General features: G+C 38.0%; 17 protein-coding genes. 9 read left to right on the top strand and 8 right to left on the bottom strand.

Going from position 1 to position 15,955, the window contains the following annotated elements; genetic code table 11:
- Nucleotides 1-4 precede the first annotated feature (4 nt).
- The 3 genes from OB69_RS04540 to OB69_RS04530 form a co-directional block, all read right to left on the bottom strand.
- On the bottom strand, nucleotides 5-628 hold the full coding sequence (locus OB69_RS04540; RefSeq protein WP_053222517.1) for a LysE family translocator: 624 nt from the start codon (nucleotides 626-628) through the stop codon (nucleotides 5-7).
- Nucleotides 625-1,689: an ATP-grasp domain-containing protein gene (locus OB69_RS04535; protein ID WP_053222516.1), complete on the bottom strand. Its 1,065-nt coding sequence runs from the start codon at nucleotides 1,687-1,689 to the stop codon at nucleotides 625-627. The genes OB69_RS04540 and OB69_RS04535 overlap by 4 nt, the downstream gene beginning before the upstream one ends.
- A gap of 387 nt (nucleotides 1,690-2,076) precedes the next feature.
- Nucleotides 2,077-3,942: a sigma 54-interacting transcriptional regulator gene (locus tag OB69_RS04530; RefSeq protein WP_082338069.1), complete on the bottom strand. Its 1,866-nt coding sequence runs from the start codon at nucleotides 3,940-3,942 to the stop codon at nucleotides 2,077-2,079.
- Between the two features lie 189 nt (nucleotides 3,943-4,131).
- Between OB69_RS04530 and OB69_RS04525 the strand changes: the two genes are divergently transcribed.
- The 5 genes from OB69_RS04525 to OB69_RS04505 all read left to right on the top strand — a co-directional run bounded on the left by OB69_RS04525 (nucleotide 4,132) and on the right by OB69_RS04505 (nucleotide 6,919).
- The gene (locus OB69_RS04525) at nucleotides 4,132-4,551 is read left to right on the top strand and encodes a TonB-dependent receptor plug domain-containing protein (protein ID WP_053222514.1); all 420 of its coding nucleotides are present in this window, start codon (nucleotides 4,132-4,134) and stop codon (nucleotides 4,549-4,551) included.
- Nucleotides 4,552-4,600: 49 nt separating this feature from the next.
- Nucleotides 4,601-5,035, top strand: a complete 435-nt coding sequence (locus tag OB69_RS04520; RefSeq protein ID WP_053222513.1) for a SusC/RagA family TonB-linked outer membrane protein — start codon at nucleotides 4,601-4,603, stop codon at nucleotides 5,033-5,035.
- Between the two features lie 118 nt (nucleotides 5,036-5,153).
- The gene (locus tag OB69_RS04515; protein ID WP_053222512.1) at nucleotides 5,154-5,621 is read left to right on the top strand and encodes a YHS domain-containing (seleno)protein; all 468 of its coding nucleotides are present in this window, start codon (nucleotides 5,154-5,156) and stop codon (nucleotides 5,619-5,621) included.
- A 111-nt stretch (nucleotides 5,622-5,732) separates the two neighbouring features.
- Nucleotides 5,733-6,248, top strand: a complete 516-nt coding sequence (locus OB69_RS04510; protein ID WP_053222511.1) for a DinB family protein — start codon at nucleotides 5,733-5,735, stop codon at nucleotides 6,246-6,248.
- The gene (locus OB69_RS04505; RefSeq protein ID WP_053222510.1) at nucleotides 6,236-6,919 is read left to right on the top strand and encodes an NRDE family protein; all 684 of its coding nucleotides are present in this window, start codon (nucleotides 6,236-6,238) and stop codon (nucleotides 6,917-6,919) included. The genes OB69_RS04510 and OB69_RS04505 overlap by 13 nt, the downstream gene beginning before the upstream one ends.
- Here OB69_RS04505 and OB69_RS04500 read toward each other — a convergent pair.
- The 3 genes from OB69_RS04500 to OB69_RS04490 all read right to left on the bottom strand — a co-directional run bounded on the left by OB69_RS04500 (nucleotide 6,916) and on the right by OB69_RS04490 (nucleotide 10,602).
- Nucleotides 6,916-7,119 carry a hypothetical protein gene (locus OB69_RS04500; protein ID WP_053222509.1) on the bottom strand — a complete coding sequence of 68 codons (204 nt, stop codon included), beginning with the start codon at nucleotides 7,117-7,119 and terminating at the stop codon, nucleotides 6,916-6,918. The two genes, OB69_RS04505 and OB69_RS04500, sit on opposite strands and share 4 nt — an antisense overlap.
- An 81-nt stretch (nucleotides 7,120-7,200) precedes the next feature.
- Entirely contained in the window at nucleotides 7,201-9,570 is a 2,370-nt protein-coding gene (locus tag OB69_RS04495; protein WP_053222508.1) for a ribonucleoside-diphosphate reductase subunit alpha, read from the bottom strand.
- Nucleotides 9,571-9,603: 33 nt separating this feature from the next.
- Nucleotides 9,604-10,602 (bottom strand): ribonucleotide-diphosphate reductase subunit beta, encoded by a 999-nt coding sequence (locus OB69_RS04490; RefSeq protein WP_053222507.1) that lies wholly within the window; start codon nucleotides 10,600-10,602, stop codon nucleotides 9,604-9,606.
- Between the two features lie 475 nt (nucleotides 10,603-11,077).
- Between OB69_RS04490 and rplU the strand changes: the two genes are divergently transcribed.
- From rplU to OB69_RS04470, 4 genes are all read left to right on the top strand, one after another.
- Nucleotides 11,078-11,389: a 50S ribosomal protein L21 gene (gene rplU, locus OB69_RS04485; protein ID WP_053222506.1), complete on the top strand. Its 312-nt coding sequence runs from the start codon at nucleotides 11,078-11,080 to the stop codon at nucleotides 11,387-11,389.
- A 9-nt stretch (nucleotides 11,390-11,398) separates the two neighbouring features.
- Nucleotides 11,399-11,674 (top strand): 50S ribosomal protein L27, encoded by a 276-nt coding sequence (rpmA, locus tag OB69_RS04480; protein WP_053222505.1) that lies wholly within the window; start codon nucleotides 11,399-11,401, stop codon nucleotides 11,672-11,674.
- 87 nt (nucleotides 11,675-11,761) lie between these two features.
- A complete protein-coding gene (locus tag OB69_RS04475; RefSeq protein ID WP_053222504.1) occupies nucleotides 11,762-12,835 on the top strand; it encodes a helix-turn-helix domain-containing protein in 1,074 nt (357 codons plus the stop codon).
- 89 nt (nucleotides 12,836-12,924) lie between these two features.
- Nucleotides 12,925-14,349 carry an amidohydrolase family protein gene (locus tag OB69_RS04470; RefSeq protein ID WP_053222503.1) on the top strand — a complete coding sequence of 475 codons (1,425 nt, stop codon included), beginning with the start codon at nucleotides 12,925-12,927 and terminating at the stop codon, nucleotides 14,347-14,349.
- A 79-nt stretch (nucleotides 14,350-14,428) separates the two neighbouring features.
- On the opposite strand, the gene OB69_RS04465 is transcribed toward OB69_RS04470, so the two are convergent.
- Both OB69_RS04465 and OB69_RS04460 read right to left on the bottom strand, forming a co-directional pair.
- Nucleotides 14,429-15,055, bottom strand: coding sequence for a hypothetical protein (locus OB69_RS04465; protein WP_053222502.1), 627 nt, complete (start codon nucleotides 15,053-15,055; stop codon nucleotides 14,429-14,431).
- Nucleotides 15,056-15,095: 40 nt separating this feature from the next.
- Nucleotides 15,096-15,749, bottom strand: coding sequence for an energy transducer TonB (locus tag OB69_RS04460; protein ID WP_157608489.1), 654 nt, complete (start codon nucleotides 15,747-15,749; stop codon nucleotides 15,096-15,098).
- Nucleotides 15,750-15,955 lie beyond the last annotated feature (206 nt).

Below are 15,955 nucleotides of genomic sequence, written 5' to 3'. Positions count from 1 at the left end.
GCTCTTACAGGTTTACTACCAGTTGAAAAACTGCCACTGCGAGGATTACCGCCCCGAGTACTTTGTTGTAGTTCTTCGTTAATTTCATGTATACAAACTCCCTCTTTTTAGAGGTAACTACCGCCACCAAATATTGTAGCAGAAAAGCCCCTGCAGCAGTACCTATTACGAATACCGCTTGCACAGGCCAGCGCTCATCCGTAAGCAGGTTATTGCTTCTGAGGTTTGTAATAATGAAGAGCCAAAAAGGATATAATTGAGGATTTAGAATTCCGAAACCCATACCGCGCCATACGTGGTTGCCTTTATCTGGACTGTCCTTTTCACTTGCCTCAGTGGGCTTTTGAAATATCAGATATATTCCAAAAATGAATAAAACACCGATTGTCAGGTATTTGAGGTAGTCATCAAGATATTCGTAACGACTGAGTAAATTTGAACTACCCAAGGCCAAAGCGCTATAGAATAGTTCGGGTAAACTTCCCCCAAAACCGAAAAGTATGGCTGATTTTTTATTGTACCGAAGGGCTGTTCTGATGGTACCGAAATTAACCGGTCCCAATTGAATCGACCCTGCGAAACTAATTGCTGTTGCTAAAATTAAAGCTTGAAATATGTGCCAAATCATGTAGTCATGCTTTGGTTTATAGTTTCATTTTTCTCACGACCAAAGTGCGTTTTGATCAAACGTGCCATTTCAAAAACTGGAGTCACTTTTACTCCTTGTTTTATATTGGCCTTGCTCACTCGGTACATCATCATCATATTCTCAGCCGTTTCTTTATAAGCCCTTAACAATGAATAAGACGGGTCGTAAATGTGCGCTGGTTCAGAAGTTACTCCGTTGAGTTCTAAAATTTTGATGTTTTCACCCTGATATAGGTCTTCCACCGACTTCACTTTTAAATCAAACCGACCAAAATAGAAACCGTCAATTCCAGAAGCTACATCGTCAAACACTTTTACCAAATGGTCGTTCAACAAATGCATTCCGCTTAAGAACTTGGTGCCTCGGCAATGATTTCCTATTGGCTCTAAGTTTCTCCTTTCACCTTCAGGAAGGACTTCATTCAGCGCTGAACCTAGTCTTTTCGTCATGCTTTCTAGCTGAAGTCGTGCACGGTCATCGTATTCCATTAATTCACGAATAGTGGATTTGCCATCACCCGTTACCGTCAAAAACTCTTTGGTTACAACCGAGGTAATTCCGGTTTTATCACTGTCGGGAAAACGATAGTACAAAACGCCCAACTCGATATCATAACTCACAAATTCCTGAATAATAAAATCTTCTTTCGACCTTTTGATGTACCGATCCAATGCCGCTACATTTTCAACTTTCTCCACCTCGTTACCCCGCTCACCCACATTGGGTTTCACGATAATAGGAAACTCCAATTGGATGTTTTTCAACTCCTGAGTTACGATTTCACAAGGGGTTAGCTTCTTGAAGAAAAGGGTTTTAGGTAAATATTTTGGATCAATTTTCTTAAGAATATCAATTTTAGATTCGCCAAAAACACCTCCGTGTTCAATGCCTGGATTGGCAGCCGTAAAGTAAGTGAACGACCGAGCTCTGATAGCAAGGTAAATCCACCATGGCACTAATGGCATAAAAAACAACCAAAAGGGCCAATACTCATAGCTCAACCACTTAACAATAAACAGGGGTAATTTCTTCTTCTTCATTTGCGGGTTGAAAGATAAACAACCGATTAAAACCTTAGACACTTTTAGCCCTACTTTAATTACTAAGCCATACTTGTCATTCTGCCGTCTGCAGAATTGTCTGCATTAAGACAATGAATGTGCCAAGCAATAACTTATCTATTTAATTAATTGATATACAATTAATTGACTACGTTTTTTCAAAAATACCATGTTAAAAACACTGATAAATATTCCCGATATAAAGTGAATATCATGAAATAAGCGGAATCATATTTCAAGAATGTAATTTGAGTGACTTATTCGGCAAACATCAATTAGTCAGAAAGTTATGAGCTAAACTCCCTTCAGCAGATAGCAATCAGAAAAATAATTACGATATTTCGTGAAAAACAAATTTCACCTAAACTACCTTTTTATCCCGAGTTTTTTCATTCTCGACTCTAATGTAGTTGGCTTCATTCCTAATATTTTTGCGGCTCCTTTCTCTCCGCTCACACGCCACATCACTTCGTTCAAAACTTTGAGAATGTATTTTCTTTCAAAGTCTTCCAAGGTTAATAATTCTGTTTCTGATTGCTCAGTAGTTTTATTGGGCATCCAACCTGCCAGCTCTAGCTTTTGCTCACCACTAATAATTACTGCTCTTTCTATTACATTTTCCAATTCGCGAATATTACCGGGCCAATGATACGTTTGCAGCGCCTTAATTACACCTTTCGGAATATTTAATATTCTCTTACCCAATATTGCACCATACTTATCTACAAAATGACTGACCAATAAAGGAATATCTTCTTTACGTTCTCGTAACGGAATGCTGTAAATTGGAAATACATTCAATCTATAATAGAGATCGGCCCTAAATCTTCCTTCTGCCACTTCCTTTTCCAGCTCGCGGTTGGTAGCAGCTATAATTCGAACATTCACTTTAATTGTTTTGGTGCCACCAAGCCTTTCGAACTCCCCTTCTTGTAATACGCGCAACAGCTTGGCCTGAAGCTCAATAGGCAACTCCCCAATTTCATCTAAAAAAATAGTGCCACCATCGGCCAATTCAAACCTACCCGACTTGCGCGTAAATGCTCCAGTAAAAGCTCCTTTTTCGTGTCCAAAAAGTTCACTTTCAATTAGGTTGGAAGGAAGTGAGGCACAATTGATCTTTACCAATGGCCTATTCTTTCGGTTACTAATGTTGTGTACTGCTCGAGAAAGCAGCTCTTTGCCTGTCCCCGACTCGCCCAAAACCAAGACTGTAGCGTCTGTTTTAGCTACTTGCTCTACTTGAGTCAAAATTTGCTTGAATTTTAAACTCTGACTTATAATTTCTTCAAAGTTATGCTCAGTTTTAATCTCTTGCTGTAGGTATGAGTTTTCTGCCTCGAGTCGATCTTTCAAGTCTTCAACTTCATTTAAGGCCTTAATCAGTTTAGCTTTTGCCGCATTTCGCTCAATCTCTAAACTTGCCCTTTCGGCCAAGGTATTTAAGATCTGAATTTCTTCTTCAGAAATATGAAGTTCATGGTCACTAAACAAAGCCAAATTGCCTATGCACTCCCCCATTCTAGACACAATAGGAAAACCGATATAGCCTTCTACACCTTCATCTTTATAAAAATCATTACCTACACTATTACTCTGATGGTAAGGTTTCATTGTCTTAAGAATAATTTCGCAAGGCGTTCCTGCCACATCATATTCAATGTTTTCTTGTAGCTGCCCATTTTCGTAGTAAGCCAAAGTACGCAAGCGGGTTTTTTCTTCGCTAGTACATTCCGTTACAATTGACATGGTTACCCCTAAGGCATCGGTAATATTCTCTACCAATAGTTTAAAATAGTCTTCACCAATAGCTGCAGTTGTATTTTGAGTAATGGATTTTAATAGCTTTTCCTTTCGTTTTCGTTCGCTAATGTCAAGAACAAAACTGATGTTATAGGCCTCACCTTCAAATTCGGCATAGTTTAAAAATATCTCTACCGGAATTTCCTCTCCGCTTTTAGTGAAATGTGTAGATTCCATGGTAAATCTAGTTTCAGCAGGAAAACGCTTCCACATCTCTTTATAGCTACTTTCTGTGTAGTTTCTGTTTACCTCATAAATGAGCATTTTAAGAAACTCCTCTTTTGTGTAGCCATAATTCTTACAGGCAGTATCGTTGGCATACACAATTCTACCTTCACTATCCATCCAAAAAATAGAAGCCAAAGCTCGCTCTAGGGTAAAGTATGATAGTCGAGTAAGATCCTCTAGGTTATATTTTCGTTGTGCCATAGAAGCAATTTTTCACGAAATATCGTCAATTTATTGCTAATCTGAATTTTAAAGGAGATAGTCATGATTGGATTTACAACGCAAAAAAGCATCTCTTGAGAATTTTGTTCAACTACGAATTAAAATTAAGTAAGGGATTTCCTTTCCATTCTTGTATATTTAGTTGAACAAAATCAACCTTTACTAACTATGAAGCCTCTTATTAAACCCTTCTTAATCATTATCTTATCTCTCTCTCTAGGAGCATGCGCGAGTAGTTCTGGGTCAAACAGTAAAAAGCAAAAGGACTATTCTATCTACCAAACCCTTGGCGATGCATTGCGAAGTGTCGGCACATTAAGGGTATCTGGACAAGGTGGGGCATTTACTGTAACACTCGTAGCTGGAAAGTTTGCCAACTCCAATTTTGGCGCAGATCCTGGAAGCGTATTATATGTAATTAATGGAGTTGACCAAGGGAAAGACTACGGCAATGCTTCATCGTTGGTGATTCCAAAAGACATCATATCCATACGCGTTTTGAATGGCCCAGAAGCCGTTATGCGGTGGGGAGAAAGAGGTACTGGAGGCGTTGTTGAAATAAAGACATCGACCAATAACGCACCATAATTTGGCTTTTATTGATTACCGCCCGTCACAATCAGCTAAAACACTTACAATGAAGCATTTAATTAAATCAGTAGCCATTTTTTCAATCCTTCTATTGAGTTCATCTTGTGCTCAAAATATGCAAAACTCGCGCACCCGAGCTCCCAAAAAAGACTACTCCATTTATCAAACCTTAGGAGACGCCCTTCAAAGTTTAGGCACACTAAAAGTAACAGGTCAGGGCGGTATATATACCGTTAATCTTATAGCAGGAAGGTACGCCAACACCAACTTTATGTCTAACCCAGGGAGTGTATTGTATGTGGTAAATGGTATCGATCATAGCAAAGACTATGGAGCAGTTTCATCCTTAGTTACTCCTAAAGATATTTTATCTATTCGCGTACTTAATGGCCCTGAAGCAGTGATGAGATGGGGTGAACGCGGAACAGGCGGTGTAGTGCTGATCACCACTAAAGAAAAAGAGCCAGACAAGAATAATTAATTCTCAATTTCTTACGAATTGAAAATGTCTGCGATCTAACACTTTAGCTAATTACGTAAGTGGATGTAGCAACTACTGAACAGTAGCTAGCGTTACCTGACAGACAAAATAAAAATGAATGAAAAAATTAAACTTCGCCTTGCTACTACTGGTCAGTTTTTGTTTCATCAACAGACTGAATGCTCAGACTACTAATTCAGGAAATTATAATTTAGAAAAGGGCTTGGCCATACAGGGCTACGACCCTGTGGCCTACTTTACAGAAAATAAAGCACTAGAAGGCAATAAAAGCCTATCATCAACCCACAACGGGGCAACTTACTATTTCGCCAATATCAAACACAAAACGTTGTTTGATAACGATCCATCAAAATATGAGCCTGCCTATGGAGGCTATTGTGCATACGCTATGGCTTTTGGCGATAAGGTTAAAATTGACCCAGAAACATTTAAAATAAAGAATAACCGACTTTTCCTTTTCTATAACTTTAGGTTCAATAACACATTAAAGGATTGGAATAAAGACGAAGCAAACCTTTTTAGAAAAGCAGAAAGCGAATGGGAAAAAATTATTTCTAAAAATTAATCTTCTTGCTTTTTAAACGCAGGCTTAATTTCTTTAGACTTAGGCAGATGTACATAATTGAATATTTTGGTAACTTTGCCTATTAGTGGCCTAAATTTTAACACACTTTAAATGCAGTTACAGCAAATTTCGGTTGAAATACTCAACCAGCTCATTACCATCTCAAATCAACTTAAGGATAATGAGTTTAGGTCTCCTTTGAATATTCTATCTAAGAATTCTATTGGGAAACACATCAGACATATCATTGAGTTTTATGACCTAATGATGGTGGGGCACATATCTGGAAAAGTAGATTACGATAAGCGCTCGCATGATAAAGTATTAGAAGAAAATCGTGTTTTAGCCATTGAAAAAATGAATAGCTTAGGGCAAGAAATCATGGCCATTTCAGAAGATCAGCCTGTAACAATGTACGCCAACTATTCTCTTGATGGTAATGAACCCGTAACAATCAACACCACTTTATTTAGAGAATTGCAATACAATATTGAACATGCTGTACACCATATGGCCATCATTAAAATTGCATTGCTGAACGCCTTTTCTGAGGTCAAAATCCCTGAAAGTTTTGGGGTAGCTTATTCTACTATAAAATATCAGAGAGATTCTGAATGTGCACAGTAACCTTCCTTCCTAAAGGAGCTTCATCATACATTTTAACTTCTAACCGGGACGAAACCCCTAAGCGGGCTGCCCATGCGCCACAAGCTTATGAAGTCCATGGTAAAGAAATATTCTTTCCTAAAGATCCGCTTGCAGGAGGAACTTGGATAGCTACGGACAAGAAGCAATTTACCTTATGTTTATTGAACGGAGCGTTTGAAAAGCACCATCACAAACCGCCTTACAAACTTAGCCGCGGCATTATGCTGCTCGATTTTTTCAAATACAGTAATGTTCAACACTTTGTAGATCAATACAACTTCAAAGGAATAGAACCCTTTACTTTAATCTTAATTGAAGAGAACGGAAATTTAAGCGCTACTGAATTGGTTTGGGACGAAAATGACTTGCATGTAAAGCCATTAGATGCAACTCAACCTCACATTTGGAGCTCGAGCACACTTTACCCTGAAGCAGTTAGGGATGAAAGAAGACATTGGTTCAAACTTTGGCTCGAAACGCACAATACATTTGTTCAAAAAGAGATTATCGATTTCCATAAAACTGGCGGCAAAGGCGATGAATGGAATGACTTCGTAATGAACCGTGAGGGCAAAGTACAAACAGTGAGCGTTACTTCTATTGAAAAGAACTCTGATTACAACATGGTGTATGAAGATTTGCTAGGCTAAACTTCTAGCCTCCTGCTTTTTCTTCTCAAAATTCTTATTCCAAAGAAAAGCAAGGTCACCGAAAGAATTAGGGTAAATACCTTAATGGGTAAATTCCATAGCCCATCGAACAGTTCTATTTCAATAGCTCCAGAAACAAAAAATACAAGCACCCCAGCAAAAATACCCAGCAACATCAAAAAGTAACCTAAGACTTTCATTTACAATCCATTAGTCTTTTAAAGATACAAAAAAAGCCCTCACATTGCTGTAAGGGCTCTTTATCAAATATTAAATTCTAATTAGCTACCGCAAGCTTCGCAAGCATCTGGATTATCTAGCGAGCAAGCCATGTCGGCTGCTTTTTGTTCTAGCTGTGCTGCCGTTGGTGTACTGGCTGCGGCCTTGTCTACTGTAAACTGAATAGCATCGGCTGCTGCTCTCGATCTCAAGTAGTACATTCCTGTTTTCAAACCTTTCTTCCAAGCGTAGAAGTGCATAGAAGTCATTTTTCCGAAATTCGGATCCTGAATGTGAATGTTCAAACTCTGAGACTGACAGATGTAGGCACCTCTATCGGCAGACATTTCAATAATACTCTTCTGAGAAATTTCCCAAACAGTTTTATAAAGGTCTTTGATGTGCTGAGGAATTTCAGGAATGGCCTGAACTGAACCTTTGGCTGCAATTAACTTATTCTTCATGTTGTCATTCCACAAGCCTAGCTCGATCAAGTCTTTCATTAAGTGTTTGTTCACAATAATGAATTCACCTGACAAAGTTCTTCTTGTATAAATGTTTGAAGTATAAGGTTCAAAACACTCGTTGTTTCCTAAAATCTGAGAAGTTGAAGCAGTAGGCATTGGCGCCACTAGCAAGGAGTTTCTTACACCATGCTTCTTCACTTCTTTTTTCAAGTTATCCCAATCCCAAAGTCCTGAATCTGGCGTAACGCCCCACATATCGTATTGGAAGATACCTTTAGATACTGGCGAACCTTTAAACGTTTGGTAAGGACCTTCTACTTTCGCCAAATCCTTTGAAGCCGTCATGGCTGCAAAATAAATGGTTTCGAAAATGTCCTTGTTTAACTTACGCGCTTCAGGAGAATCAAATGGCATTCTCATTAAAATGAATGCATCGGCCAAGCCTTGTACACCCAAACCAATTGGTCGGTGGCGCATGTTTGAATTCTTAGCTTCTTCAACAGGGTAATAATTCACATCAATTACCTTGTTTAAGTTTTTAGTTGCTACATAGGTAACATCATACAAAGCTTGGAAATCGTACTTACCGGTTTCTTCGTTCACAAACTTTGGCAATGCCAAAGAGGCAAGGTTACAAACCGCTACTTCGTCAGGAGCAGTGTATTCTATAATTTCAGTACATAAGTTGGATGACTTAATTGTACCTAAGTTTTTCTGGTTTGATTTTTTGTTGGCCGAATCCTTATACAACATATAAGGTGTACCCGTCTCGATTTGAGATTCTAGTATTTCGAACCAAAGATCTTGCGCTTTTACTGTCTTACGACCTTTGCCTTCGCGCTCGTATTTTTCATACAATCTTTCAAACTCTTCACCATAACAATCGGCCAAACCTGGCGCTTCGTTAGGGCAGAAAAGTGTCCATTCTTCGTTATTCTCAACTCTTTTCATAAAGAGGTCAGAAATCCAAAGTGCATAAAACAAATCTCTTGCTCTTAATTCTTCTTTTCCGTGGTTCTTTTTCAAGTCAAGGAAATCGAAGATATCGGCATGCCAAGGTTCCATATAAATGGCAAAAGACCCCTTTCTTTTCCCACCGCCTTGATCTACATAACGAGCCGTCATGTCAAAATTTCTTAACATAGGAACGATACCATTGGAAACCCCACCTGTTCCTTTGATATATGAACCTTTTGCTCTCACATTATGAATGCTAAGCCCAATACCACCAGCCGACTGCGAAATTTTAGCAGTTTGCTTTAGGGTATCGTAAATACCATCAATACTGTCATCTTTCATTGTTAGTAGAAAGCAAGATGAAAGCTGTGGTTTTGGCGTACCTGCATTAAATAAAGTAGGAGTGGCATGTGTAAACCATTTTTCTGAAAGCAGATTGTAGGTTTCGATTGCCTTTTCAATGTCTTCTCCGTGAATACCCACAGCTACTCTCATGAGCATGTGTTGTGGACGTTCAACGATTTTACCATCGATTTTCATTAAGTACGAACGCTCTAAGGTTTTATAACCGAAGTAATCGTAGCTAAAATCTCTATCGTAGATAATGTTGGAATCTAGTGTGGCAGCGTTGGCCTTCACTATTCCGTAAGTTTCTTTCGATATCAATGGAGCGTTTTCACCTGTTTTAGGGTCTACATAAGTGTAGAGCCTTTTCATAGTGTTTGAAAACGACTTACTGGTAGTTTTATGCAAGTTGCTAATGGCAATTCTTGCTGCAAGTTTTGCGTAATCAGGGTGTTTCACGGTCATGGTAGCCGCAATTTCTGCTGCTAGGTTATCCAAGTCTAGCGTGCTTACTCCATCATACAATCCTTCAATTACTTTCTTGGCTACTTCCACAGGCTCAACGAAAGCGGGATCTAATCCGTAGGATAGTTTGTCTATCCTGGCAGTGATCTTATCGAACTTTACCGACTCGTGTCTGCCATCTCTTTTTACTACTAACATATTTGGGGTTTTGGGGGTGTCTATAAATATAAACTAAAAATCTTCATCCATACTAAACTTGTGAGCATCCGCGTCATCTCCTTCCTTCATCACGCCAGCTTTTTGGTATTCACCTACTCTTCTTTCGAAGAAATTGGTTTTACCTTGAAGTGAAATCATTTCCATGAAATCAAAAGGATTGGTGGAGTTGTATACTTTTTCGCATTCCAATTCCATCAACAGTCGATCTGCAACAAACTCTAAGTATTGCGTCATCAAATCGGAGTTCATTCCAATCAGACGCACGGGAAGAGATTCAGTAATAAATTCTCTTTCTATATCTAAAGCATCAACTATAATTTCTTTAATTCTTTCTTTCGGCACCTTGTTAATCAAGTGCTGATTGTGAAGGTGTACTGCAAAATCACAATGCAAACCTTCATCACGAGAAATCAGTTCATTCGAAAAGGTAAGTCCAGGCATTAGGCCTCTTTTTCTTAACCAAAACAATGAACAGAAGCTACCAGAGAAGAAAATACCTTCTACTGCCGCAAAAGCAATCAGCCTTTCACCAAAAGAAGGAGACTCAATCCATTTCAGGGCCCACTCTGCTTTTTTCTTAATCGCATCGAAGTTCTCGATGGCATGAAAAAGCTCATCCGCCTCTTTAGGGTTCTTTATATAAGTATCTATTAAAAGCGAATAGGTTTCAGAATGGATATTCTCCATCATGATCTGAAAACCGTAGAAGAACTTTGCTTCAGTATATTGAACCTCATTAATAAAGTTCTCTGCCAAGTTTTCATTTACGATACCATCAGAAGCTGCAAAAAACGCAAGCACGTGCTTAATAAAATAGCGCTCGTCATCATTTAACTTATTTTCCCAATCGGTTAAATCTTGATGCAAATCTATTTCCTCAGCAGTCCACATACTGGCTTCTGCTTTTTTGTAGTAACCCCAGATGTCATCATGCTTGATTGGAAAAAGCACAAACCTGTCCTTGTTCTCTTTCAATAATGGTTCTTCTGTTATTGCTCTTCGCTCACTCATCTCTCGATATCGGTTTTATTTTTTAAATAAAAAGATTACGCTGCATCAAGTTTTGCCTGACGCAAATTTTTATCCTTGAGGCATCACCTTGGGATAGTATTCCTATACAATATAAGGTACTTCTACTATAAGTGTCTGGCATTCTTGGGAATGAGACTTTAGCAGAAAGATAGGTTGTTGTTTTGGGGTCGTAACCTGAAACAAATATTACACAAAACTGCGTAAAAATCAACGTGATTTTTTTGATCATTTTTCATATGTAGCACCTTCAATATGATCGAATATATTTCTAATTATCAAACAATTAGCACCACCATCATCATTAATAACTTACACTTGTATTCAACGTAATTGAAGATCAAAAAAAATGAAAATTTAATATTGTTAAATCTCTTGCATTTATGCCGAACATTTGGTTTGGTTTTAGAAATCAAACTGTTATCTTTGCAGTCCGTTTTTGAAAAGATTCAAAATAATGTACGCAATTGTAGACATAGCAGGAAAGCAGTTCAAAGTAACACAAGACCAATTCGTTTATGCCCCATTAATGGCAGGCGAAGAAGGCGCTTCCGTAGAGTTCGACAAAGTCTTATTGTTAGACAATAATGGCACAGTCGAGGTAGGCGCACCTACCGTTAGTGGTGCAAAAGTTTCCGGTAAAATTATCGGACACGTTAAAGGTGATAAGGTAATCGTCTTCAAGAAGAAAAGAAGAAAAGGTTACAAGAAGAAAAATGGCCATCGCCAGAACTTCACCAAAGTCTTAATCGAAACAATATCTAAATAACAACTTACCATGGCACATAAGAAAGGAGCAGGTAGTTCGAAAAACGGTCGTGAATCGGAAAGTAAACGACTAGGTGTTAAAATATACGGTGGACAAGCCGCTATTGCTGGTAACATCATTGTAAGACAAAGAGGAACTAAACATCACCCAGGCACAAACGTAGGCATTGGTAAAGACCATACCCTATTCGCTTTGTCTGATGGTGTGGTTGAATTCAGAAAAAGTAAAAAAGACAGATCATACGTTTCTGTTGTTCCTTTTTCAGGAGAAGCTGCTGAAGCTTAATCAATAAATTTCTTAAAATATAAGAAAGCTCAATCTCAAAAGGATTGGGCTTTTTCTGTTTAAACGCTACTTTTCAGTACTCAAAGTATGCAACTGTCTATCATCAATATTCTTCAGTTATTACTGGTTTTTCAGAGCCTAGTATTTATGACTTTCTTGCTAAGTCAAAGAAGGGGCAAATACATTAGCAACAGTCTCTTAGCTATTTTTCTATTTGTACTTGCTGTTCATATGATCAGTAATTTTATTTTTGATCTCAATTTGTCGTGGCCAATTCCTGATTTGACCAATTCCTATGGCTTTTTGTATGGCCCCCTCATTTTTCTTTACATCAAAAGCCTAGTTTATAAAGATTTTCAATTATCGCTTCGAAATGCTCTTCATTTACTTCCATGGTTAATCACTCTTAGCGCTACATACTTCACTATCATTCCAATTCAACTCTCTGGAATCTCTATTTTGATCAGCTTTTCTACCTACTTGGTTCTTTCGTTTAGGCTCATTAAGCACTTTCACCTTATCATAAAAAACACGCAATCCCGCTTCGATAGCATTGCACTATTATGGATGCAACGCTTTCTATATGGCCTTATTTTTATCACACTGGTTGATACCATACATAATCTGATTGTTGTTAATAATTTGGTGATGGAGAATCTATTTTACGGCTTTCTTATCACATCATTACTCTTTTTTGTGACAAGCTTGGTCTTTCATGGGTTAAGGCAACCTGAACTCTTTCAGGGTGTTTCAGTTGAAGATGAAGCATTGGTCAACGATGCGGCATCGAGTTACACTTCTTCCAAACTCGCTCAGAAGGAAATCGACTCTCTGGCCGAATTGATCCAAAGTTATTTTAACTCCAACCAACCATATAGAGACTCTGACCTCAACATTCAAAAACTTGCCACATCGATGAACATGAATAATCGAACGATTTCCGAAGTGATTAACCGTTATTTTAACCAAAATTTTTCTGACTTCGTCAATTCCTACAGAATTCAAGAGGCGATTTCTCTTTTGAAAAATAATGATGATAAAACTACAGTGCTGGAAATACTCTATGCAGTGGGTTTTAATTCCAAATCCAGTTTTTATACTGCCTTCAAAATAAAAACTGGAATGACCCCAAGCGAATTCAAAAAAACACTTCAACAATAAATTTTAATAAAATCAGTCCGAAAACAGGAATCTGGACTACTTGAGTATTAGCTGAGACTATCTTTGAAGCATATTTAAAGGTCATAAGTATGAAACTCATTTTACGCATTCTTAAAATCATAGGGAAGGCTTTTCTCTTCCTTGTACTCGCCATTGTTGTCTACGTAACAGCAGCCATACTCGTGGGCAGGCTGGAATTAGATTCACCAGGCCCAATCGTTCCAAACGAATCTAAAGTGGCATTTACCCATGTCAATATCATCCCTATGGACAGTAATCATGTACTTACTGACAAGACTGTATTGGTTGAAAACGGAATTATTACAGGCATTTATGACGAATTTGAAACCTCACAAAATATTAAAATGGTTGACGGTCAGCTTAAATACCTTGCACCAGGTTTAATAGACGCACATGCCCATATTTTTGATCGATCTGATTTAGCCCTGAACCTTTCGCAAGGTGTAACTACTGTGCGAAACATGATGGGTTTTCCTATGCACTTGCGATGGAGGAGCGAAGTAAATAATAACTTATTTCCAGGCGCATCAATTTACACCGCTGGCCCAACACTTAATATGGGCAGCGATAGTGGGCCATTTCACAAAGTATTAAAAAATTCTAATGAGGGAAGAAAAGCTGTAAAACTCACTAAATCTAAAGGTTATGATTTTGTCAAAATCTATGATGGGCTTACTGAAGAGGTATTTAAAGCTATCATGGACGAAGCAAAACTCCAGTCTATAAAAGTTGCAGGTCACCCACCTAGGGCAGTTAATCTAGAAACCTTAGCCAATTCGGATATAGTTTCAATAGAACATGCGGAAGAAATATTTCAAGGCATGATGAACTACAAATATTCGACTAAAAAGACCGATAGCATTGCTAAGATTTTATCTGAAAGGGAAATTTATGTTACGCCTACACTAATTATTTACAATTACCTATACCGTACGATGAATGAAGATAGAGAATTCTTAGATAGTATTCCGCAAGAGTACATTAACCCTCTAACTCGTTTTATTGGAAATAAACAGCTAGAGGGCTACTTAAATATGGATGAAAAAGGAAAGAAATATTCCGCTTCCAAAAATACAGCTCTCTCTGAAATTCTATCCATTCTTCATCAAAACAACGTTCCATTACTGCTCGGCACAGATTTAGGGCCTAACCTAACGGTTGCTGGGTATATTCTTCATTCCGAGATTGAACTTTGGAAAAAGGTGGGGATTAAAGATTACGAAATTATGAAAGCAGGCACTATCAACGTGGCAAAGGCACTCGATATTGACGATAAAGTTGGAACTATTGAAATAGGCAAGCGTGCCGACTTTATTTTAGTGGATCAAAACCCTTTAGAAGATGCCCGAAACTTGCGCAGAATTTCTGGAGTATTTCACAATTCTAGTTGGTATGACTCAGAAAGATTAAAAGAACTTGAAGAAATAGGCAAAGACAAATCAAGTTGGTTTTCTACGATTGGCCGATTTATGGAGTATATACTCTTCAAATAAGCTCTCAAAATACCAAAGCTCAATTTCAAAAGGATTGGCTTTTTCTGTTAAATCTAAGCCCCCCATAGACAAAGCCTATTTATTTATCCGAGGTAGAAATCCCTTTATACATAAAGAATAGCTTTTCTTTGTAATAGAATAGCTGGAGGGTATCATCAGACTTGGCTATGCTAAAGATGACCAAAACAATGTCATTCCAGTATTCTTCTGAGATAACACTCAGTAACATATTGGGAATCCCGTCTCTCCAATCGTATGACTTAGGGAATTTTTCTCTAATCGTAGATAACTCATTCAATGCTATTCCCTTTGATTCTATGCGGCACTGAATTGGTGCTGTTCTATCAATTTTCATAATACTTGAGTCGAAAAGCCATTGGTCATTCACATAAGCAAAGGAAAAGCCATTTTGTATTACTTTTTTAACTGCATACGCAGACTCCATACTTTCAAAGTCTAAAGTCTCATCAAATTCAATCTTAGCCCCATCACAGGTTAAAGCATTCATGCTAAGGGAGTTCAAGTCCATTCCATTGCTCAAGTCTACCGAATCTCTTGCCCAGAGTGGCCAACTGTCCTTATCTTCCCCATACCTCAATGCAAAAGCTTCATTTCTCAAGATAGGTCTTACAGAAGTGCTTTCTTTCTGAGCATAACAACATATAGAAGTGACGAGTAATAGAAATATGAGCCTAATTTTTGACATAACTAAGTTTGAAACTACATTACCTTAATAGAAAAATATCCTAGTTTTCGCTAGACAAGGCTACAGCCAAAGGAATATCAAAAGCCTTGTAAGTATCCACTCCCAGTTCTTTTTCCATTCTTCTTCTCGCCTGGATTAGCTTTATATCAAAAGGATTATAAAGAATCAATTCTGAAACTGCGTTGTATGCCTGCTTTGTCTTTCCTTTTGCCACATACTTTTCGTACTGTTTAAGCTTTGAATTGTAGTTTTTAAGTTGATAGCCCTCCTTTTCAATTTTGGGCAAATTAGTATTTCCAACGCTTCTTGTAGTAGTGGTTTTATTTAATGTCCCAATAGGCCTTGCCTTAGAGCCAGCAAACACAGCCGTTCGAATTTTCATGAAAACACCAATCTTAGTAGGCTGCATCCACAAACCTTCATAACTCGTTTTATAACCCTCTACAGAACTTTCGAAGGCCTCTTGATAATCGTGATGTAGACTAAAGAAAATTGTCTGGTAAATAGAATACTCCTCAGGTTGAACCAGAAACTGATCACCTAAACTTCCAATCAGAACCGTCACCGCCTCGTTAATCTCTTTTCCCAAATCTGTGAGGAGCATGGCCTTCATATTCCCTTCAGGGGTTATAGTAATCTTAAAGATCATGGTGCCTTGTTTCTCTGACATAATCGCCTCTCTCGGGTAATTCATAACTCTAATTTTTTTCAAATAGGCTTCCTTTCCATATCTAAAGATTAAGGAATCAGAGCTATAGCTCTTTGCCGATGAAGAATAAAAATCAGATGTGATTATGTCTGCATTAGCATTTGTATTTATAAAAGCACACAACAGAAAGAGGGAGCACAGCCAAATAAATTTCATGGAAATAGAATTAAAAATCATACTTAGCTATAAAG

Origin of the sequence: Roseivirga seohaensis subsp. aquiponti, assembly GCF_001267955.1 — a bacterium.
Classification (GTDB): domain Bacteria; phylum Bacteroidota; class Bacteroidia; order Cytophagales; family Cyclobacteriaceae; genus Roseivirga; species Roseivirga seohaensis.
The sequence above is the reverse complement of the archived record's forward strand: the minus strand, read 5'-3'. Positions and strand labels throughout refer to the sequence as shown.